The sequence below is a fragment of the Streptodolium elevatio genome, assembly GCF_053592165.1.
Genome location: NZ_JBSFVE010000023.1, coordinates 1 through 20883, shown reverse-complemented (window position 1 = coordinate 20883; position 20883 = coordinate 1). Strand labels below are relative to the sequence as shown.

Here is a 20883-nt window from a genome sequence, read left to right as displayed (position 1 = left end):
ACCGCGCATGTCCGCCGTCGGCCTGGCGCTCGGCGTGGCCCTCGACGCACTCGCCGGCGACCCCCGGCGCGCGCACCCCGTCGCCGCCTTCGGCACCGTCGCCGGGGCACTGGAACGGCGCATGTACGCGGACTCCCGTCCCCGCGGCGCCGCGTACGCCGCCGCCTGTGTCGGCGCCACCGCCGCGCTCGGCATCGCCGCCGACCGGCTGACCCGCCGGCACCCCGTCGCCCGCACCGCCGTCACCGCCGCCGCGACCTGGGCCGTCCTCGGCGGAACCACCCTGCGCCGCGAGGCGCGTGCCATCGCCGGACCGCTCACCGCCGGGGACCTGGAGGCCGCCCGCGAGCGCCTGCCCTACCTCGTCGGCCGCGACCCGTCCTGCCTCGACGAGACCGGCATGGCGCGGGCCGTGGTCGAGTCGGTCGCCGAGAACACCTCCGACGCCGTCGTGGCACCGCTGTTCTGGGGTGCCGTCGCGGGCCTCCCGGGGCTGCTGGCGTACCGCGCGGTCAACACCCTCGACGCGATGGTCGGCCACCGCACACTCCGGCACTCTAATTTCGGCTGGGCGTCCGCCCGCCTGGACGACGTCGCGAACTGGCTCCCGGCCCGCGTCACCGGCCTCCTCACCGTCGCCGCCGCGCCCCTGACCGGCGGATCCCCGCGCGAGACGTGGCGCGTGCTCCGCCGCGACGGCGGCGCCCACCCGAGCCCGAACTCCGGGCGCTGCGAGGCGTCCGCGGCGGGTGCGCTCGGCGTACGGCTGGGCGGCCGCAATGTCTACGCGGGCCGCACCGAGGACCGCCCCGCGCTGGGCGACGGTCGCCCGCCCGTGCCCGCCGACATCGCGCGCGCGAACCGGCTCTCCGCCGCCGTGTGCCTGGCCGCGGCCGCCGCCGCGGTGGCCGCCGCACGGCTTGGCATCCCGCGTACGCCGCGCTCCCGCACCCGCAGCCAGGCCCACACCCGCCCTCGACAACCGAAGGAACTCCCGTGAACGGTGCGCTGCTTGTCGCCGGAACCACCTCCGACGCCGGCAAGAGCGTCCTCGTCGCCGGGCTCTGCCGACGCCTCGCGCGCGAAGGGGTCAAGGTGGCGCCGTTCAAGGCGCAGAACATGTCGCTCAACTCCATGGTGACCGCCGACGGCGCGGAGATCGGCCGCGCGCAGGCCATGCAGGCCGCGGCTGCCGGCATCGCCCCCGAGGCCGCGATGAACCCCGTGCTCCTCAAGCCCGGCGGCGCGATGAGCAGCCAGGTGGTGCTGCTCGGCCGCCCGGTCGCCGAAGTCTCGGCGCTGAACTACCACGACCTCAAGCCCCGCCTGTTCGCCGCGGTGCTGGACTCCCTCGCCGATCTGCGGGCTCGCTACGACGTGGTGGTCTGCGAGGGGGCGGGCAGTCCGACCGAGATCAACCTGCGCGACCGCGACATCACCAACATGGGCCTCGCACGCGCCGCCAACCTGCCCGTGCTGGTCGTCGGCGACATCGACCGCGGCGGTGTCTTCGCGCACCTGTTCGGCACCCTCGCCCTCCTGTCCCCCGAAGACCAGGCGCTCATGTGCGGGTTCGTGGTCAACAAGTTCCGCGGCGACGTACGGCTCCTGCAACCGGGGCTCGACCGGATCCGCGAATTGACCGGCCGCCCGGTACTCGGCGTACTTCCCTATCTGCGCGGCCTGTGGCTGGACGTCGAGGACTCGCTCGCGCTGGACGCCGACAGGGGTACGCCCGAGCCGCCGCTCGGCGACGAGATCCTGCGCGTCGCCGTCGTCCGGCTGCCGCACATCAGCAACTTCACCGACATCGACGCCCTGTCCGTGGAGCCGGGCGTCGTCGTCCGGTTCGTCGCGACGCCCGGCGAACTCGCCGATGCCGACCTGGTCGTGGTCCCCGGCACGCGCGCGACGGTCGCGGACCTGGCCTGGCTGCGCGAACGAGGGCTCGACGCCGTGATCGCCCGCCGTGCGGCGGCCGGCCTGCCCGTGCTCGGCATCTGCGGCGGGTACCAGATGCTCGGCCGCGAGATCGAGGACCGGTACGAGTCGCGCGCCGGAGTCGTCGCCGGGCTCGGGCTGCTCCCGGTCCGGGTGCGGTTCGCCGCGGAGAAGACCCTCGCGCGGCCGTCGGGGTTCGCGGACGGCGAGCCGGTCGCGGCGTACGAGATCCACCACGGAGTCGTCACCGTCGACGCCGGAACGGGGACGCCCGCAGGCGGTGGCGCCTCCGCGCCGGAAAGCGAACCGCTGTTCACAAACGCCGAGGGTGCCCCCCTCGACGGCTGCCGCGCCGGTTCCGTCTGGGGCACGTTGTGGCACGGCGCGCTCGAGAACGACGGCTTCCGCCGCGCGTACCTCACCCAGGTGGCCCAATGGGCGGGTCGCCGCTTCGTCACCTCACCCGACACGTCGTTCGAGGCCGCCCGACAGGCCCGGCTCGACGCCCTGGGCGATCTGGTCGCGGACCACTTGGACAACGCGGCGGTCGACCGGCTGATCAAGCGCGGCGCCCCGGCGGGCATGCCGTTCATACCGCCGGGAGTGTGACAACCGGCCCGCCACGCGCCCCGGTGCGCGGGGATGTCCGGCGGGCGGGCGGTGTCACCGACCCCGCGCGTCCGGTTTGCGGTCAAAGTGCCGACATGACTCGTGCATGGCTCAATGGTGCCTACTTCGTGGAGACAGAGGGGCACCACCATGCGCTCACCCCTGGCCCGCAACCTGGCCGCCGTTCTCACCGCCTGCGCGCTCTTCCTGGGCCTCGCGGCGTGCAACGGCGACGAGAAGACCAGCGACGCGGCGTTGCAGTCCAAGGACCCGGTCAAATTCGCCAAGACCAAGTTCGTGCTGCACGCCGGTCTCGCGGCGGGCGCGTCGTACCGCTGGATCGTCAAGCCCTACCGCGAGGGCAAGTTCCAAAGCGGTGCCGACGGGCGGACGTTCGCCCTCGTGAAGGCCGGTCTCGCGGGCGCGTTCACGTACCACGAGGTCAAGAAGGCCATCGAGTCCGCCCAGGGGGACCCGACGTTGTCCAAGGCCCTGGTGCCCATCCAGGCGGCGGCCGACAAGCTCCAGGGCCTCGGCGGCAAGCTCTCCGGCGGCAACGCGACCGAGGCCGACGTCAACGACGTCTCGTCGGTCGTCGACAGCCTCAAGTCGATCGGTGCGCAGAACGGTCTCAAGGTCGAGAACAAGGAACCGAGCGTCGGTCAGCTCAACTCCGGCTGACCGACGCAACGGTCCCAAGATCCCGGCGCCACCGCGGTCACAGCCGTCCGGCAGACACGGCGCTCACGACGATCACAGCGACTACGACGGTCACAGCGATCACGACGGCCGTCGCGGTCACAACGGCCGCAACGGCGGTGGGGGAGGGTACGCGGCCATCCGCCGCTCGTGCTTCCGCCGCGCCCACACCACCAGGCCGACCCCGAGCGCCAGCAGGGGCCCGAAGACCACGACCAGCCACACCGGGACCCCGCCCACGGTCAGCAACTCGTCGGTGTAGTCGACACGTTGGAAGCCCTTGTCGCTCGGCGCCGCGCGGAACTCGAAGTCGGCCGTGATCGTGGACGGCTTCGGCAGCGGACGCGTCATCGCGGTGAGGTACGACGCCGAGCCCGGCGTGCCGGGCCAGCCCACGTGTTCCGGATCCGGCCTTCCCGCGTACAGCAACTCGGTCTTGCCGCCGCCTCCGATGTCCGCGACCGCCTCGACCCGGTGCGGTGCGAACACGAACAGGTTCAGTGTCTGACCGCTGGTCGCGCGCTGCGAGAGGCGCATCGGGTAGACCAGCCGATCGGAGGCGAACGTCAGTTGCAGCGGGTCGAGTTCACCGCCCAGCGTCTGCTTGTGCCCCGGCCCGCGTGCCGCGTCCCGCTCTCCCGCGGCGGCCGGGGTGAGGCGTACCGCGACGTACTCCCAACGTTGTTCGACGTACGGACGTAGCGACTCGGCCATCCCGTCCGGCATCCGGAAGCCGTTGTCGCCCAGCCATGCCGCCAAGGCGTTCGGGTCCGTCGCCGCCAACTGGGCGAACTCGAACGGCCCGAGCGTCCCGGAGGCCAGTACGTCGACCGGGGGAGCCCCGGGCGCCGCCCCGGACCCCGACCGCGACGAATCGCCGTCCCCGCCCCCGCCGGTGAACGGCCAGTCACCGTCGCGCGGCCAGAAGTAGTTCCGGGTCTTCTCCACCGGCTCGACGATCCGCTCCAGACGGTCGAACAACTGCGCGTCGCCGAGATCCAGCGTCGCCCGCGAGGGCACCGGCATGATCCACGCGGCCTCGGCGGCGTCCCCCGACACCGACAGCCGCATGATGATCCGCTCGGTGACCCCGTCCCAGCTGACGGCCGACGTCTCCTCGCCGACCCGCAGCGTCGCCTGGTCCGCCGGGACCATCGCCCCGCAGCCGCAGGCCCAGGCCGGCCGGATCACCCAGCCGGCCTGGATCAGCAGCGCCAGTACCAGCACCGCGGCCGTGCGCAGCCCCCACCGCGCCTGCCCGGCCGTACGCCCGGACGCCACCGCGCCCCCCTTCCGGCTCCCCACCCCAGTCCCCTCCACCACAATCATCGCGACCCGCCCCCATGACGATCCGGCACATCCATCCACGGCAACGGCGGTACGACGCCGCACCCGGAAATCCGGTTCCCGCCCGCGCCCCGCACCGCTGATCATGGGAGCGACGCCGCACCGGGCGGCAGACGGAGACGAGGCGACGCCATGCGGCTTCTGCTGGCAGGGGACACCCACGGCAACCTCGGCCATGTGCGGCGCATCCTCGGCGCCGCCGCCGACCGCGGTATCGAACACGTTTTCCAGCTCGGCGACTTCGGCTACTGGGAGCACGAGCACAGCGGCGTCCGCTTCCTCGACTCCGTGCACCGCGCCGCCCGCGACCACGGCGTGACCGTCTACTTCCTCGACGGCAACCACGACAAGTCCGGCCTGATCCACGAGCGGTACGGCGACCGGCCCGACGCGGAAGGCTTCCTCCAGGTTCGGGGCCGAATCCGGTATGCCCCGCGCGGCCACACCTGGACCTGGGACGGCGTGCGCTTCCTCGCGTTCGGCGGCGCCCGTTCCGTGGACAAGGACGAACGCCTCAAGGAGGAGGCGAGGCGGCGCCAGAAGGCCGCACGCAAGGAGGGCCACCGCATCGCCGCGGGCCGCCCACCCGCCGAAGTCCCGGACTTCGCGGGGACGTTGTGGTTCCCCGAGGAGGAGGCGACGGACGACGACGTCCGCAGGATCGTCGCCGCCGCATCTGCCGCGGGCGACACCGCGGACGCCTCCGGCACCGCGGACGCCGCCGGGATCGACGTCCTCCTCACCCACGACAAACCCCGCGCGACCCGCCCCGGCACCGACCGCAAGGACCTCGCCATCTGCCATCCCAACCAGGTGCGGGTGCAGCGCCTCATCGACGCGCTGCACCCGCGGCTGGCCGCGCACGGCCATCTCCACTACCGCTACACCGCCACCTTGACCGGCCCGCTCGCGACCACGCGCGTCGAGGGCCTGGCGGCAGATCCCGGGGCGTCGTGGGGCCTGCCGGGCTACAAAGCGCCGGACTCGTGGCTGGAGGTCGACACCGCGACGCTGTGACGTGCGCCGGCCGCGGAGCCGGCCGCCGCCTCGGCCTCTGCGCCCACCTCGGCCCCGGCGCCGGCGCCGAATCCGGCACCCGCCACCGCCCCGGCCGCCGCGGGCACGCCCCGCGGCCCGGGTCCCGACTCGCTGATCCCGAACCGGTCGTGCAGTCGCCGCAGCGGACGCGGGGCCCACCACGAGCGTTCGCCGAACAGCCCGAGTACGGCAGGCACCAGCAGGCTCCGCACGATGAACGCGTCGACGAGGACCGCGAGTGCGAGACCGCCGCCCAGCATCATCGTGTTCGTGACGCGTGAGGTGCCGATCGCCCCCATCACCACGGCCATGACCGCCGCCGCTGCCGTGACGATGCTTCCCGTACGCGCCAACCCGACCGCCACCGAACGCCGGTGATCACCCGTCAACTCGTATTCCTCCCGCACACGTGAGAGCAGGAACACGCCGTAGTCCATAGACAATCCGAACGCGATGCAGAACATGAGCACCGGCAAAGCCGTCTCGATCGAGCCGGTGGGCGTGAAGCCGAGGACGTCCGAGAGGTTGCCGTCCTGCACCACCCACACCACCGCGCCGAACATCGCCGTGAGGCTCAACGCCGCGAACACGATGGCCAGCAACGGCAGTACGACGCTTCCGGACAACAGGAAGACCAGCACGAACGTGGCCAGCAGGACGATTGCCCCGGCGATCCACAGCCGGTCGGCGATCGCGTCCTTGCTGTCCACGATCGTCGCGGTGAGTCCGCCCACCAGCACCGGTGAAGGCGCTTGGGTGGCCCGGACATCGCGCACGAGTTCCTGGCCCGCCGGGGACAAGTCCTCGATAGCCGGAACCACCGACAGGTACGCGCTGGTCGCCGCGCCCGCCCCCGCGATCCGCCCTGCCTCCGCGGGCCCGGGCGCCGTCTCCAACTGCCCTGCCCGGAACACGCCTTCCGGTCCCACGACGCGGGCGACCCCCGGCAGCGCGGACAGGCGTGCCGCGTAGTCGGCGCGCGCCGCGCTGTCGGTGGATTCGCGCGCCACGATCTCGATGGTTCCGGCCGGGCGCCCCTCGACGTGGTCGCGTATCACCTGCTGAACCTGCCGCGACTCCGCCGACGTGGGCAGCTGGCGGTCGTCCGCGGTGCCGAACTGCACTCCCAGGAAAGGGAGTCCGAGCAGTAGCAAGCCACCGACGGTGGCCACGGTCACCACCGGGGCCCTCCGCATGACCGCCTGAGACAAGCGGAACCACCCTGTCCCGGCCAAGTTTTCCGCGCCGTCCGCCTCCACGGAAGCCCTGCGGCGGCGGCCAAGGAAGCCGATCCGCCGCAGCGGCTTGCGTATGTCGCCCGCGTCCACGCGCCGACCCAGCAGCACCAGGGCGGCCGGCAGCACGACGAGCGCGCCCACGGCCGCGAGCAGCACGACGGGGATGCCCGCGTACGCGAACGAGCGCAGGAAGTACTGCGGGAAAACGAGCATCGCGGCGAGCGAGACGGCGAGGGTCAGCGCGGAGAACAGCACAGTACGGCCCGCGGTGCGCAGTGTGGCGGCCACCGCGCCGGGCACGTCGGCACCGCCCGCGAGTTCCTCTCGGTAGCGGCGTACCACGAACAGCCCGTAGTCGACGGCGAGTCCGAGCCCGAGCACGGTGGTCAGGTTGAGCGCGAACACGGAGACGTCCGTGAACGAGGCCACCGCCCGCAGGACCGCGCTCGTGCCGAACATCGCGAACAGGCCCACGGCCAGCGGCAGCAGCGCCGCGACCGCGCTGCCGAAGACCAGGACCAGGATCAGCAGCGTGATCGGGAGGGCGATCAACTCGGCGCGTACGAGGTCCTCGGAGATGGTGCTTTGGATGTCGTGCTGCACGGCGACCATGCCGCCGATGCGTACGTCGAGCCCGTCCTGTGCGCCGCGGTAGTGCGGCGCTATTCGTTCGAGGGTGTCGGCCGCGGCGGTCTCGCGGCCTTCCAGGTGGGCCAGGACGAGGCCGGAGCGCCCGTCGTCGGTGCGCAGCGTCGGTGAACCCGTCGTCCAGTAGGAGCGGACGCCGGTGACCCCGGGTTCGGCCGCGAGGCGGTCGGTGAGCGCCTTGACGTCGGCCGCGGTCCCGGGTCCGTCGAGCCCGGCCGAGCCACCGGAAGGCGTCACGAGCAGCACGAAGTTGGGGCGGCTGCCGGGGAAGTCACGGTCCAGGGCCGCGGCGGCGCGGGCCGACGACGACCCCGGGTCTTCGTTGCCGCCGCCGAGCAACTCGTCGGCGGCGCCCCGCCCGACGACCGCGGCGAGGGCCAGCAGCACGAAGGCGGAGATCAGCAGGAGACGTGGTCGGGAGGTGGTCAGGCGTGCGAGGGCAGCGAACATCGCCGGCCTTCCGATCGAAGGATTCGTATGTGCAGCATACGATATTCCATGATGTTCATCGGCAATGCATACGATTGTGCGTCGGTAGAGTTGTGCGCATGGAAAGACGTCCGCCGATGGGCACGAGGACCGGATACCGGCTGGTCAAGGTGGGGGAACTGCTCGTCGGGCTGGCCGAGGAGGTGCTTGCGCCACTCGGCGTGCGCTCGAAGCACGTACACGTCATGGAGACGCTGCTCGCGTACGACGGCCTCTCGCAGCAGGACGTCAGCCGGCTCCTCGGTATCGACCCCAACGTGCTGGTCGGCGTCATCGACGAGCTGGAGGCACACGGCTTCGCCGAGCGGCGCCGCAATCCCGAGGACCGCCGCCGCCACCTGATCCACGTCACCGCCGCGGGGCGCAAGACCGTGGACAAGAGCCGCACGCTGCTCACCGAGGCCGAGGACGCCTTCTTCGCCTCACTCGCCGAGGACGAGGTCGCGGTACTGCGCACCGCGACGGACAAACTGCTCGCCGCACACCGCGCCGGCTGGGTCCCCGACACCTGCTGACACCGCACCCGGGACCGGGGCGCGGCAACCCCCTTGACGGTGCGTCGCCGTGGACCGGTACTCTCCGCGGACGCGGTTTTGCGGATGATCAGGCAGCATGTCCCGGAGGCCCGGCAGCAACGGCCGCGGCGGGCACGGGGGAGGGCGCGGCATGGCCGACCAGCCGGGTGGGGACGACAAGGTGCCGGCCGACGAGCCGACCACGCAACAGGCCGCGGAGCCGCAGGGCGTGAACCCGCAGACTGCCGAGCCGCGCGGCGCGGATCCGCAGGGCGTTGAGCCGCAGACCGCAGAGGCTCAGGACGTGGAGCCGCAGGTCCCGCACAACGCGCACCTGTTCGTGGCCGCGGCCCCCGCGCGCCGCGGCCCGCACCCGGTCCTGATACCGGTCGTCGTCCTCGGCGCGGTGCTCCTGCTCATGCTCGGCCTCGTCGGGTTCGGCAACCCCGGCGCACGCGAAGTCCTCGACACGACACGGGCGCACACGTCGCCGGCCGCGCCGCCCTCCGCGGCCTCGCCGACGACGACCGCCGCTCCGACTTCGACCCCGACGCCGCGCACCGAGATCACGGTCGACGAGGTCAAGTCCGTCGCCACGGCCCAGGGCGACGCCCTGCGCGCCGGCGACCTGAACGCATTCCTCGCCCCCTACGACCAGGCAAAGCCCGAACTCCTCGCCGAGCGCCGCCGCGTGTTCGCCAACCTGCGCCTGATCCCGTTCACCCGGGCGGTGTTCCGCTGGGACGGCGTCTCCTCCGGATCGCTGTCCACCCGCGACGGCGGACCGGTGAACGCCGACGTGTCGGTCGAGTTCGTGCACCAGATACCGGGCGTCGACCTGGCGCCCGCGGTGCAGACGTACCGCTGGACCGTCTCGCGCGAGGCCATCGGCGCGCCGCTGCGCATCACCGCGGTGGCGAACGACGACCCGCAGGCGTGGGATCTCGCCGAACTGGTCAAGGTCGAACGCCCGCACGTGATCCTGCTTGCCGCGGTGGCCGACCGGGCGAAGTCGGCGCAGTGGGCGGACCGCGCCGAGACGGCCGCCAAGCGCGACCTGGCGCTCTGGAAGGGGCCGGCCGACATTCCGTCCCGCTTCCTGGTGTTCGCGAGCCCGGACCCGGGGACGTTCGGGCAGGCGTACGGCGGTGACACCCCCGAGGGCACGGTCGCCTTCTGCTCTCCGGTGCTGCGCGACCGGGACGATCCCGGTGCGGACCCGGCACGGCCGATAGCCGGGAGCCGTATAACGTGGGACACGGACGCCAAGGGCATGAGTGCGTACGACGCGCAGACCGGCGTCATGCGGCACGAGATGGGCCACGCGCTCATGGCCGGCTTCAGCGGGACCCGGGCCGGGCGTATGCCCCTGTGGGTCGTCGAGGGTTTCGCCGAATACCTGGAGTGGGCCGACCTGTTCGGGGACTACTACGCGCCCGACGCGCGCGAGTATGTGCGCGGGCGCTCGTTCCCCGGCAAGATTCCGACAGACGACCAGATCTACGGCGAGGATCCCGAGGCGAACGGGATCAACTACCACCTGAGCATGACGGTGATCCGCTACATGGTGGACAAGTACGGCGCAGGCAAGACCTACACGTTCGTCATCGCCGTTTACCGGGAACCGGGGTCGGTCGATGCCGCCCTCAAGACGGCGACAGGACTCGACAAGGCGACGTTCGAGGCCAATTGGGCGAAGTGGGTCAAGAGCCACGTGTGATCGGCACGAGGCACCTGGGGGAAACAGGGGGCAGGGGGTGGGGTGGCAATGACGGCCGGCGGAGTGGGGACTCCGGCACCGGAGGACCTCTCCGGGCAAGGCGCGTACGGGCAAGACGAGTGCGGCCGGGACGCGTGTGGCCACGACGAACCGCGCTGGGGACGCGGCATGTCGGGGGCCCACGAACGGGACGGCGACGAACCGGACAGCGACGAATCGAGCCTCAGGACATCGGTATTCGGCACGCCCGCGCCCGACGCGTTCGCGACGCGTACGCACGCATCCGAGCCACCCGCGTCCGGCACGCGCGCGCCCGCGCCCCCACGCGACCCTGAAGCCGACCCCGAACCCAATCGCGACAGGCCACCGGGCAGCCCGACGACCCGCCCCAGGCTTCGCCGGACTCTCACCGGCGCCGTCGTCGTCTCCGTCGCGGCCGCCTCGCTCGGCCTTGCCGCGGTGGTACGCCACGCCGCCGGCCCCGCCCGCGCCCTCGTCGACAGCGCCGCCGCGCAGCACGACGCGGGCCGTCCCCAGGGCAGCGACCCGGCAGTTGCCCCCTCGCCGTCGTCGCCGCAACGCGTCCCGGAGCTGACCCGCGCCGAGATCGCGGACGTGGTCGCCCGGCAGACCGAGGCGCTGCGGCGCAAGGACCAGGCCATGTTCCTGGAGCCGTACGCCGCCGACCGCACGGCGCTGGTCGCCGAACGCACCCGCCTGTTCGGCAACCTCCTCAAGATCCCCTTCGCGCGCGCCGAGTACCGTCTCCAGGCCGTCGCCCCGCGGGCCGAGGACCCCGCCGGGACGCGGCGCACCAGCTCCGTCACGGTCGTGTTCAGCCACCAGATCGCGGGCGTGGACGTGGCGCCGATCGCGGAGACGTACCGCTGGACGGTCACGCGCGAGGCGCCCGGCACGCCGCTGCGCGTCACCGAGGTCGACGGCGGCGCCGACGCCGGGCGCGGCGGTTCGACGTACCCCGCGCCCTGGGACTCGGCCGAACTCGTCGTCGTGGACAAGCCGCACGTGCTCCTCCTCGCCGCCCGGCAGCACCAGGCGAAGGCCGCGACCTGGGCGAGCCGCGCCGAGACCGCGGCGACCCGCAACATCACCGCGTGGAAGGGCGCGGAGAAGACGCCGGGCCGGTTCCTGGTGTTCCTCACCCCCGACCGCGCGTCGTTCGAGAAGGTGCGCGGCGGTGACAGCGTCACCACCAACGCCATCGGCGTGTGCCTGTCGCTGCCCGCCGATCCGACCGGCAAGTCGCCGCAGACACCGGACTTCGCGGGCAGCCGCATCTACGTCGACTCCACGTCGCAGGACATCACCGACGGCGCGGCCGAGGACGCGATCGCCATCTTCCGGCACGAGATGGGCCACGCCATGATGGCGACCTTCCAGCAGCGCTCCGCCGGGACGCCGCCGCTGTGGGTGGCCGAGGGGTTCGCGGGCTACCTGGAGTGGAGCGACCGGTCGCTCGACCGCTGGTACGTGCCGCCCGCCCGCGAACTGGTCCGCTCCGGGAAGTTCGGCGGCAAGCTGCCGACGGACACGGAGATCTACTCGGCCGATCCCAAGACCAGCGCGTCCGGCTATCACTTCGCAATGCTGTCAATTCGGTATATCGCCGACAAGTACGGCGCTGCCAAGGCTTACGAGTTCGTCATCGCCGTGTACCGCGACCCGCGTCCCGGCTCGGTCGACGCCGCGCTCAAGACCGCCACGGGCCTCGACCGCACCGCGTTCGAGGCGAAATGGGCGCAATACGTCAAGAGCAAGGCGGGGTGACGACAGTGCACGAACGGGACGGATTCCCCGGGCCGGTGCGTACCCGGATATCCTCACGCTGCACCCGCACGGGTGAAGCCGACAGCGGAGCTCGGGGATGACCATGGACGACAGCGCGCCTCGGCCCGGTGCCGAGGAGCCTGCGGGCGGGGGACCGGACCAGCCGCCCGACGACCGCGCCGCCATGACGCCCGGTCGGATACGCGGGACGCTGATCGAGCCGTCCGTGACCCCGCAGTGGTCCGCGCAGAACCCGTACGATGCGGCCCCCGCAGCCCCCGCGGCTCCTTCGGCCCCCGCACTCCCGGCACCGCGCGCCCCGTTCGACCCCTTTGCGCCCTTTGGTCCGACCGCTGCCCCCGACCAGTTCTTCCGCTTCACCGCGGGACCCGCCGGCACCTCCGGGTACGTCCCCTACCGCAGCCCCCGCGATCCCCTCGGCCTGTGGCCGCACGCCGTCGCCAACCCGCGTCGCGACCGGCACACCGCCGCCATCGTCGTCTGCTCGCTGCTCGCCGCGCTCGTGACCCTGGTCGCGGCGATAACCCAGCTTCCGGACCGCACCGGCGAGGCCAGAGCCGCCGCCGACGCGGGCGTCGCCACGGAGCCCGGCACCGGACTCCCGTCCGACGAACCCGCCGACCCCGGTGGCAAGAACCCCGGCGACGACGGACAGGACGCCGACGACGGGAGCGGCGGCAGCGACGGCGCCAAGGACGACCCCGGCAAGCAGGACACCGAAACCCCCAGCCCGGCACCAACCTCCGACCCCGACCTCAAGGGGCCGAGCGCCTCCGCCGCGCAGCGCACGGCCGTGCTCAACCGGGCGCGTACGCTCACCGCCGCCCGCACCTCCGCACTCGCCGCGAACGACGCCGACGCGTTCCTCACCCCGGTCGACAAGAACAACAAGGCCCTCGTCGACGCCGAACGCCGCCTGTTCACCAATCTCACGATGGTCCCGTTCGACGAGAGCGCCTGGTCGGCCGACGAGGTGAACGACGCGCGCGGCGAAACCGGTTCCTCCGGTGCCTGGCCGGTCACCGCCACCGTCGGGGTCGACTTCCGCCACAAGATCACCAACGTCGACGTGCTCCCGGTCGTCGAGCGCTACGTATGGACGCTGCGCTGCGCGAGCGCGGCCGACCCGTGCTCCCTGACCCAGGTGTCCGGGGCCCGCGACAGCAACATCACCGGCCCCGCCGGCTACCCGGCGCCCTGGGACGTCTGGGACCTGGCCGTCGAACGCCGCCCGCACGTCGTCGTACTCGGCCCCAGCGCGAGCGCCGAGGATCTGCGCGTGCGCGCCGACGAGGCGGAGGCCGCCGCCGCGTACGACCTCGAGCGCTGGACCGGGCCGCAGGGCGCGTCCCCGGGCTTCGTCATCACCCTCACGCGCGAACGCACGACGTTCGAGAAGCTCTACAGCCGTGAGTCACCCGGCGACTGGGCGGCCGGATTCGCACTGCCGCTGAGCGCGGCCGACGACATCGGCAGCATAGGCGGTAGCCGCGTCGTCATCGACCTCGACGAGATGGACCAGGACCGCGAGTTCGCGCGCATCATCCTGCGCCACGAGATGGTGCACGCCCTGCTCGACCCGCTGACCCGCGCCGACTACGACCAGATACCCCTGTGGGCCGCGGAAGGGTTCGCCGACTGGGTGGCGCAGGCGGACGCGTCCATAGCGGACAGCTACGAGGCGCACGGAGTCGGCGCGCAGATCAAGGACGGCAAGTTCACCGGCACGCTGCCGGACGACGACGACTTTGCGGCCGAGGACGAGAAGGTCATCGACGCCGCGTACAACCAGGCGCACCTGGCCATCCGCTACCTGGCCGACACCTACGGCGCCGACAAGGCCTGCGCGTTCATAGCCGACGTCTACATGGGGACCTCGCGCGGCGTGGACGCGGCCATCCAGACCGCCACCGGACAAAGCCTCTCGCAGTTCGAGAAGGCCTGGGCCGAGTGGACGCGCGAGAACTTCGGCTGAGTCCACCGGACGAGTCGTCCGGGACCACAACCGACCGCGGCATCCACCCGGCCCCACCACACTCGGCGGTGGCCCCGTCTCACACGGCGACGGCCTCGCCGAACCATGCCTGCTGCTCGGCCGTCACGCCGAAGGCCAGCACCAAGGCGCGGCTGCCGGACGGCTCGTACGGCTGGAAGAGCAGGCGCATCCCCGCCTCCTCGGGCGTCCGGTCGGCCTTGCGCTGGTTGTCCGCCGCGCACGCCGCCACCGTGTTCAGCCACGAGTCGGCACCGCCGCGCGACTTCGGCCGTACGTGGTCGACCGTCGTCGCCCGCCCGCCGCAGTACGCGCACCGGCGCCCGTCCCGCTGCAACACGCCCCGCTTCGACCACGCCACCCGTTGTCGGAACGGCACACGGACGTAGCGGAGCAACCTGATGACTCGGGGAACCGGCAGCTCAAGCGCCGCCGCGCGGATGACCCGGCCCGGCTCGACGTCCTCGACCACGGCCTTCTCCTGCAACACCAACACCAGCGCGCGACGGAACGACACCGTCGCAAGCGGCTGGTACGTCGCGTTCAGCACCAACGTGTCCCGCATGCGTCCGCCCTCCCTTCAGGGTGGGGACCGCCGCGGATCCGAACAGGGCGACCCAGGACCGGCCGGGCGTACGCCCCGCCGCGATCCGCGCCGCCCGCCCACGTTCTGGGGGCCGGGGAACGTCGTCAGTTGAGCGGTGGTGCCACGGAGGTCATGCGCGCCTTTCTCGGATCCGGCCGGTCCATCGGCCAGATTGCCCAGCCCGCCGCCGGAAGGCGGCGGGCTGCCACAACTGTGCCCGGGAGGGGATCACCGGGACAACGCAATTACCCGGTAGTTACCGGATCGGCACCGTGCGGCTCAGCGCTGGTAGACCGGCGTCACGATCGCGCGCGCGAGCGTGTGGAAGAAGAGGTTGAAGCCGACGACGGCCGGCGAGGCGCTCCCGTCGACGTCCAGCTTCTCGACGTCGACCGCGTGCACGACGAAGGCATACCGGTGCGGGTAGTGGCCCTCCGGCGGTGCGGCGCCGACGTACCCGGGGAAGCCCGCGTCGTTGCGCACCTGCAAGGCACCCTCCGGCAGCCCCTTGCCGTCCTGCGCACCCGCGCCGGCCTCGAGCTCCGTCACCGAGGCCGGGATGTTCACCACCGACCAGTGCCAGAAACCGCTGGCGGTCGGCGCGTCGGGGTCGAAGCAGGTCACCACGAAGCTCTTCGTCTCGGCCGGGAAACCGGACCACGCCAGCTGCGGCGACTTGTCCTCGCCACCGGCCCCCATCACGCCGCTCACCTGCGGGGACGGCAGCGTCACGCCGTCCGAGACATCCGTGCTCGTCACCGTGAACCACGGCTTCTCCGGCAGGAATTCGTACGGCAGCGGCGGCATCTTCGGATCCGACACGACGGGCTCCTCCAGCTCCGGGCCGACCGCGGCCGACCACGATTCCCCGGGCACCACGGCGGCGGCGAGCACCCCGCGGCCGCACGCACCCGGCACACATGAGCCGACCCTACGCCGTCGGGCGAGGGCACCGGTGCCGATCTTCTCTCGGCGCCGCGCCCTCGCGCGGGTATCCTCCCGCCACCGGCGGAAGTTGCCAGGTGAGAACAGCGCGCACAACACCCGGCGGACACCTGGCCGACACTCGGCAGGTGCCCGTGGGGCACTCGCCGGGCACCCGACAGGCGCCCGACAAGCCACCGGCAAGGCACCCGACAAGGCACCCGGCAACGACCACCACGTGAGGGGAGCGGCGCCCGTGGCGCAGGTACGAACGAGCACGGGGCACGCCGCCGCACCCGGCCGCCGCCGCGACTCCCGTGCCGCCACCCGCGTCACCGTGACACTCCTGATGCTGGTCGTGCTGCTCGCCGCGGTCATCGCCTACGGCGCCACCCGCGACCGCAAGGACGAGGCGTCCGCACCGCTCCCCGCCCCCTCCGCCGCATCGCCGAGCCCCGCACCGCCCGCGGCCGCGCCCGTCACACCAGCCGAACTCGAAGCGCTCGCGGCCGCCCGCAGCCGCGCCCTCGCCGAAGGCGACGAGAACGCCTTCCTGGCCGCACTCGATCCCGCGACCCCCGGCCTCGTCGACGAACAGCGGCGGCTGTTCCGCAACCTGCGGCCCATACCGTTCGACGAGGCGGCCTACCACGTCGACGCCACCCGCCCCGCGGACATGCCCGACGCGCTGATCGTCGACGTCTCGTTCGACCACCGCATCGCCAACGCCGACACCGCGACGGTCGGGGAGGGATACCGCTGGACCGTCGTGCGGCCGGCGCCCGGGGCGCAGCTGCGCATCACCAGCGTGACCGGCACGCCCTACGAGGGCGCCGGCTACCGCTACGCCCGCGACTACCCCGCGCCCTGGGACCGGTCCGAACTCACCGTCGCCCGCCGCCCGCACGTCGTCGTCCTGGCCGAACAGGGCCTGGCCGACCGCGTGGAGGGCCTTGCCGACGCCGCAGAGGCGGCCGCGGTCGCCGACCTCGCGACGTACAAGGGGCCGAAAGGCACAAGCCCCGGATTCGTCCTCGTGCCGGTGGCCGACCGGCACTCGTTCTACGAGCTCTACGGGGGACGCGCGGACCAGCACGGCGACGAGTCCGGACTCACGTACGCCCTGCGCACATCGGCGACCGCCGGCGCCTCACCGGTCATCGGGCACCCGCAATTCGGTGGCGCCCGCATAGTCGTCGACGTCAACTCCGGCTACTTCACCTCCGGAGACCCCGAACACGCGGCCGCGCTGCTGCGCCACGAGATGGCCCACGCGCTCATCACCCCGCTGCGCACCGAACTCGCCGGGCAGAACCAGCCCGTTTGGATCGTGGAGGGCTTCGCCGACTGGCTCGCGCTCCGCGACCACCGCGACCACCTCGACGCGGAGCTCACGGAGGCGCGCACCTACGTGGTCACCGGGCGGTTCGGCGGCGCGCTGCCCACCGACGCCGACCTGTACCAGGCCGATCCGGTGGGCAACGCCGCGTCCTACGAACTCGCGCACCTCGCCGTGCTGCGCATAGAACAACTGGGCGGAACCTCCGCGGTCTACCGCTTCATCGCCGCCGTCTACGCCGACCCGTCGCCGTCCGCGGTCGACCAGGCCCTCAAGAACGCGACCGGATTCGAACGCGCCGACTTCGAGACGGACTGGGCGCAATACGTCAGGACGCTGTTCGGCGTGCCGTAGCGACGAGCGACGTGTTCCCACGAGCGTGCCGCCGTGGACCGGTACCGCCGTCGACTGTTGCCGCCGTCGGCCTAGAACCAGCCGCGGCGCTGGCCGACCTCGTTGAGCCAGCCATGCAGGTACGCCGCCCAGTCCGTGCCCTCGACCGCGCCGTGGTCGATCGTGAAGTGCCGGTACGCGTCGCTGCCCTCGCTGATCAGACCGCCCTTCTTGTCGACCTCGAGGATCACCTCGGTCGCGTGTTCGTCCGAGATGAACGTCAGCTCGACCTCGTTGATACGCGAGTACTGGCCGGAGGGCGTGAACTCGATCTCCTGGTAAAAGGGCAACCGCTGCCGCGTGTTGCGGATGTGGCCCTTCTCCAGGTCCGCACCCTTGAAGTGGAAGCCGAGGTTGCCGAACGCGTCGAGGATCGCCGACTGCGCCGGGATCGGGTGCACGTTGACCGGGTCCAGGTCACCCTTGTCGATCGCCCGGTCGATCTCCAGCTCGGTACGCACCCCGATGCTGGTGCCGCGCAGCTGCACGCCCCGGAACACCGTCACCGGCGTCTCCCACGGGATCGGCAGCTGGAACTGCACGTCGTGCGTGGCGCCCTCGCGGAGCTGGAACCCGCCGCCGACCTGCAGGCGCGCGAAGTCCTGGTTGACCTTGTACTCGCCGTCCTCGGTCTCGACCTCGACGACCGCGCGGAGCTCGACGTAGAGCCCCTCGATCGTCTGGTCGACCTTGCCGCCCTGGATGCGGATGACACCCTCGGCGACGCCGCCCGGCGTCACGTCGGGGCGGTAGAGCTCGGTCTCCACCGACGCGCCGCCGGCCCCCATGCTCGCCATGAACTTCTTGAACACCATGGATGCTCCCTGGCCTACACGTGATCGTGATGACTCCCCGTCGCCGTAGAGTCTGGCCCATGCCACCCGCCCCCCGTCGCGCTCTGCCCCGATCCTTCTTCGACCGGCCGGTCCTGGACGTCGCGCCCGACCTGCTGGGACGGCTGCTGGTGCACGAGACCGACGACGGCCGTACCGTGCTGCGGATCACCGAGGTGGAGGCGTACGACGGGGGCGTCGACCCCGGATCGCACGCCTACCGGGGGCAGACACCGCGCAACAGCGCCATGTTCGGACCGCCCGGACACCTCTACGTCTATTTCACGTACGGAATGCACTTCTGCGTCAACGTCGTCTGCGGACCTGACGGCAAACCTTCCGCGGTGCTGCTGCGGGCAGGGGAGATCGTCGAGGGCGTCGGGCTCGCGCGTACGCGGCGGCCGGGCGCGAAGCGCGACACCGAACTGGCACAGGGGCCGGCCCGGCTGACGGTCGCACTCGGGATAGGACGCGAGCACGACGGGGTCGACGCGTGCGCGCCGGGGACGGCGTTCCGGCTGCTCCGGGGAACGCCGGTGGAGCCTGGCATGATCCGTAGCGGGCCGCGTACCGGTGTCGCGGGCGACGGTGGGGACGGCGAGCGGTATCCGTGGCGGTTCCATGTAGCCGAGGACCGGACGGTGAGCCCGTACCGCGCCCACGTGCCGCGCGTGCGACGGAATCCGGTTCGCGCGGCGGCCGACCCGTCGGGCACGCTGTAGGCGCCGCGCCCCACGCGTACACACGCACGCGTACACACGCACACGTACAGGCGTTCAAGAGTTGCCTGGACACTTCGAGAACACATGAAGAGGAGACGAGCCGCCGTGACCGACATCGTGGACGACCTGAGGTGGCGGGGGCTGATCGCCCAGACCACCGACGAGGACGCATTGCGCAAGGCGTTCGCGGAGGGTCCCGTGACGGTCTATGCAGGCTTCGACCCCACCGCCGCGAGCCTGCACGTGGGGCACCTGACGATCGTGCTGACCCTGCGTCGTCTCCAGCAGGCCGGAAACCGGCCGATCGCACTGGTCGGCGGGGCGACCGGGCTGATCGGCGACCCGAAGCCGTCCGCGGAGCGCCAGCTCAACGAGGCGTCGACGGTACGGGAGTGGACGGACCGCATCCGCGGGCAGCTCAGCGCCTTCCTCGACTTCGAGGGAGAGGCGCCGACCACCGCGCTCATGGCGAACAACTTCGACTGGACGCACGACCTCAGCGCCATCGACCTGCTGCGCGACATCGGCAAGCACTTCAGCATCAACCAGATGCTCGCGCGTGACACGGTCAAGTCACGGCTCGGCGGCGAGGGCATGTCGTACACCGAGTTCAGCTACGTGCTTCTGCAGTCGAACGACTTCCTGGAGCTCTACCGCCGGCACGGCTGCACGATGCAGATCGGCGGCAGCGACCAGTGGGGCAACATCACCGCGGGTCTGGACCTGATCCGCCGGGTGACCGCCAACCAGCCGCACGGCTCGGCACACGGGCTGACCGCCAATCTGCTGACCAAGGCAGATGGCACGAAGTTCGGAAAGACCGAGGGGGGCGCGGTGTGGCTCGACCCCGAGCTGACGACGCCGTACGCCTTCTACCAGTTCTGGCTCAACTCGGACGACCGCGACGTGTCCCGCTACCTGCGGACCTTCAGCTTCCGATCGCACGAGGAGATCGAGGAGCTGGAGCTCGCGGCCGCCGAACGGCCGGCGGCCCGGGCCGCACAGCGGGCCCTCGCCGAGGAACTCACCACGATGGTCCACGGCGCGGATCAGTGCGCGGCAGCCGTCGAGGCGAGCAAGGCGCTGTTCGGCCAGGGGGACCTGACCGCACTGGACGCCGCGACGCTGGCGGCCGCGGTCGCCGAACTGCCGTCGGCGCAGGTCGCCGAGTTGCCGAGTGTGGTGGACGCGCTGGTCGCGACCGAACTGGTGGCCAGCAAGTCGGCGGCGCGACGCACCATCAAGGAGGGTGGTGCGTACGTGAACAACGTGAAGGTGACCGGTGAGGACGCGGTCCTGACCGAGTCCGACCTGCTGCACGGCCGCTGGGCGTTGCTGCGCCGCGGCAAGCGCAACCTCGGCGCCCTTGAGGTGACCGGCTAGCCGGTCGGCTGCACGGTTGCCCGCAGATCGGCTGGACGTTCAGCCGGACGGCCGGTTGGACGGCCCACGAAGTGGGCTGACCTGCACGGGACTTCGTACGTGATCAAGCCGGGCCCGCGAACTTCAGGACGAGTTCGCGGGCCCGGCTTGACTCGTCTCGCGGACTCGTCTAATGTCTTCCAAGTCGCTCGTTCGGGAGATCCGGACAGAATGCGCCCTCCGTGAACCCCCTTCTAGTGCCGCATGCTTCGTCATGCGCCTGAAGCCGGTGCACATCCGTGGCGCGATGGCCGGTCCCGCAGCGACCATCACATCGAAGCGAATCGAACGGAATCGTTCAAACGATTTCCGTGCGCCCTTCTTTGTGTTGCCCGAATTTGTTTTTCGCGTGCGTTTAGGCAATCGCGGGAAGTGGTTCGGAACCCCGCGGAAACCTGCTACGGTGGATGCATCGAGAACGCCGGATGCGCGGCTTGCTCAAAGGCTCGGAAGCGAGTTGAGAGCGGGAAAACGGATCTGGTAGGCTCGAAGAGCGGAAAGAAAAGCAAGAACAAAGAAACACCGAAGAGCGTAACGCCCGGAGAGACCGGTGAAAGGGTCTCGAAGGAAGCGTCCGTTCCTTGAGAACTCAACAGCGTGCCAAAAGTCAACGCCAAA

Annotated in this window: 17 protein-coding genes; 11 read left to right on the top strand and 6 right to left on the bottom strand. The window is 71.6% G+C overall.

The window, feature by feature from the left end; translation table 11 throughout:
• Positions 1-7 precede the first annotated feature (7 nt).
• The 3 genes from ACWD12_RS32730 (at position 8) to ACWD12_RS32720 (ending at position 3231) form a co-directional block, all read left to right on the top strand.
• Positions 8-1000: a cobalamin biosynthesis protein gene (locus ACWD12_RS32730; RefSeq protein WP_450102603.1), complete on the top strand. Its 993-nt coding sequence runs from the start codon at positions 8-10 to the stop codon at positions 998-1000.
• Positions 997-2550: a cobyric acid synthase gene (locus ACWD12_RS32725; protein WP_450102602.1), complete on the top strand. Its 1554-nt coding sequence runs from the start codon at positions 997-999 to the stop codon at positions 2548-2550. The genes ACWD12_RS32730 and ACWD12_RS32725 overlap by 4 nt, the downstream gene beginning before the upstream one ends.
• Positions 2551-2700: 150 nt before the next feature.
• Entirely contained in the window at positions 2701-3231 is a 531-nt protein-coding gene (locus ACWD12_RS32720) for a hypothetical protein (protein ID WP_358361792.1), read from the top strand.
• Between the two features lie 117 nt (positions 3232-3348).
• Here ACWD12_RS32720 and ACWD12_RS32715 read toward each other — a convergent pair whose 3' ends face one another.
• Positions 3349-4554, bottom strand: a complete 1206-nt coding sequence (locus tag ACWD12_RS32715; protein WP_450102601.1) for a DUF2330 domain-containing protein — start codon at positions 4552-4554, stop codon at positions 3349-3351.
• A 174-nt stretch (positions 4555-4728) separates the two neighbouring features.
• On the opposite strand from ACWD12_RS32715, the gene ACWD12_RS32710 reads away from it, so the two are divergent.
• Positions 4729-5613, top strand: a complete 885-nt coding sequence (locus ACWD12_RS32710) for a metallophosphoesterase family protein (RefSeq protein ID WP_450102600.1) — start codon at positions 4729-4731, stop codon at positions 5611-5613.
• Here the strand turns inward: ACWD12_RS32710 and ACWD12_RS32705 are convergent.
• Positions 5565-7970, bottom strand: coding sequence for an MMPL family transporter (locus tag ACWD12_RS32705; protein ID WP_450102599.1), 2406 nt, complete (start codon positions 7968-7970; stop codon positions 5565-5567). The two genes, ACWD12_RS32710 and ACWD12_RS32705, sit on opposite strands and share 49 nt — an antisense overlap.
• A 98-nt stretch (positions 7971-8068) precedes the next feature.
• On the opposite strand from ACWD12_RS32705, the gene ACWD12_RS32700 reads away from it, so the two are divergent.
• The 4 genes from ACWD12_RS32700 to ACWD12_RS32685 all read left to right on the top strand — a co-directional run bounded on the left by ACWD12_RS32700 (position 8069) and on the right by ACWD12_RS32685 (position 14028).
• A complete protein-coding gene (locus tag ACWD12_RS32700) occupies positions 8069-8524 on the top strand; it encodes a MarR family winged helix-turn-helix transcriptional regulator (RefSeq protein ID WP_358361803.1) in 456 nt (151 codons plus the stop codon).
• A gap of 151 nt (positions 8525-8675) precedes the next feature.
• Positions 8676-10244 carry a peptidase MA family metallohydrolase gene (locus ACWD12_RS32695; RefSeq protein WP_450102598.1) on the top strand — a complete coding sequence of 523 codons (1569 nt, stop codon included), beginning with the start codon at positions 8676-8678 and terminating at the stop codon, positions 10242-10244.
• A gap of 168 nt (positions 10245-10412) precedes the next feature.
• Complete coding sequence (locus ACWD12_RS32690; RefSeq protein ID WP_450102597.1) at positions 10413-12032, top strand: hypothetical protein; 1620 nt, start codon at positions 10413-10415, stop codon at positions 12030-12032.
• Positions 12033-12129: 97 nt separating this feature from the next.
• Positions 12130-14028, top strand: coding sequence for a peptidase MA family metallohydrolase (locus ACWD12_RS32685; protein ID WP_450102596.1), 1899 nt, complete (start codon positions 12130-12132; stop codon positions 14026-14028).
• Between the two features lie 79 nt (positions 14029-14107).
• Here the strand turns inward: ACWD12_RS32685 and ACWD12_RS32680 are convergent, their stop codons facing one another.
• Together ACWD12_RS32680 and ACWD12_RS32675 are read right to left on the bottom strand one after the other, a co-directional pair.
• Positions 14108-14611, bottom strand: a complete 504-nt coding sequence (locus ACWD12_RS32680; RefSeq protein WP_450102595.1) for an HNH endonuclease — start codon at positions 14609-14611, stop codon at positions 14108-14110.
• Positions 14612-14911: 300 nt separating this feature from the next.
• Entirely contained in the window at positions 14912-15454 is a 543-nt protein-coding gene (locus ACWD12_RS32675) for a YbhB/YbcL family Raf kinase inhibitor-like protein (RefSeq protein ID WP_450102594.1), read from the bottom strand.
• 358 nt (positions 15455-15812) lie between these two features.
• Between ACWD12_RS32675 and ACWD12_RS32670 the strand changes: the two genes are divergently transcribed.
• The gene (locus tag ACWD12_RS32670; protein ID WP_450102593.1) at positions 15813-17249 is read left to right on the top strand and encodes a hypothetical protein; all 1437 of its coding nucleotides are present in this window, start codon (positions 15813-15815) and stop codon (positions 17247-17249) included.
• Positions 17250-17320: 71 nt separating this feature from the next.
• Here the strand turns inward: ACWD12_RS32670 and ACWD12_RS32665 are convergent, their stop codons facing one another.
• On the bottom strand, positions 17321-18103 hold the full coding sequence (locus tag ACWD12_RS32665; RefSeq protein ID WP_358365110.1) for a sporulation protein: 783 nt from the start codon (positions 18101-18103) through the stop codon (positions 17321-17323).
• Positions 18104-18162: 59 nt separating this feature from the next.
• Here ACWD12_RS32665 and ACWD12_RS32660 point away from each other — a divergent pair, with 59 nt between their 5' ends.
• Together ACWD12_RS32660 and tyrS are read left to right on the top strand one after the other, a co-directional pair.
• Positions 18163-18843: a DNA-3-methyladenine glycosylase gene (locus tag ACWD12_RS32660; RefSeq protein WP_450102592.1), complete on the top strand. Its 681-nt coding sequence runs from the start codon at positions 18163-18165 to the stop codon at positions 18841-18843.
• A 105-nt stretch (positions 18844-18948) separates the two neighbouring features.
• Positions 18949-20226 carry a tyrosine--tRNA ligase gene (gene tyrS / locus ACWD12_RS32655; protein WP_358365105.1) on the top strand — a complete coding sequence of 426 codons (1278 nt, stop codon included), beginning with the start codon at positions 18949-18951 and terminating at the stop codon, positions 20224-20226.
• Between the two features lie 437 nt (positions 20227-20663).
• Here the strand turns inward: tyrS and ACWD12_RS32650 are convergent.
• Positions 20664-20883 (bottom strand): hypothetical protein (locus ACWD12_RS32650; protein WP_450102591.1); only part of this gene is annotated, 220 nt, incomplete at its 5' end.

Coding starts and splice junctions, on each gene's coding strand:
- ACWD12_RS32730 (WP_450102603.1), top strand. CDS start 8: ATGTCCGCCGTCGGCCTGGCGCTCGGCGTGGCCCTCGACGCACTCGCC.
- ACWD12_RS32720 (WP_358361792.1), top strand. CDS start 2,701: ATGCGCTCACCCCTGGCCCGCAACCTGGCCGCCGTTCTCACCGCCTGC.
- ACWD12_RS32710 (WP_450102600.1), top strand. CDS start 4,729: ATGCGGCTTCTGCTGGCAGGGGACACCCACGGCAACCTCGGCCATGTG.
- ACWD12_RS32705 (WP_450102599.1), bottom strand. CDS start 7,970: ATGTTCGCTGCCCTCGCACGCCTGACCACCTCCCGACCACGTCTCCTG.
- ACWD12_RS32700 (WP_358361803.1), top strand. CDS start 8,069: ATGGAAAGACGTCCGCCGATGGGCACGAGGACCGGATACCGGCTGGTC.
- ACWD12_RS32695 (WP_450102598.1), top strand. CDS start 8,676: ATGGCCGACCAGCCGGGTGGGGACGACAAGGTGCCGGCCGACGAGCCG.
- ACWD12_RS32690 (WP_450102597.1), top strand. CDS start 10,413: ATGTCGGGGGCCCACGAACGGGACGGCGACGAACCGGACAGCGACGAA.
- ACWD12_RS32685 (WP_450102596.1), top strand. CDS start 12,130: ATGACCATGGACGACAGCGCGCCTCGGCCCGGTGCCGAGGAGCCTGCG.
- ACWD12_RS32680 (WP_450102595.1), bottom strand. CDS start 14,611: ATGCGGGACACGTTGGTGCTGAACGCGACGTACCAGCCGCTTGCGACG.
- ACWD12_RS32665 (WP_358365110.1), bottom strand. CDS start 18,103: ATGGTGTTCAAGAAGTTCATGGCGAGCATGGGGGCCGGCGGCGCGTCG.
- ACWD12_RS32660 (WP_450102592.1), top strand. CDS start 18,163: ATGCCACCCGCCCCCCGTCGCGCTCTGCCCCGATCCTTCTTCGACCGG.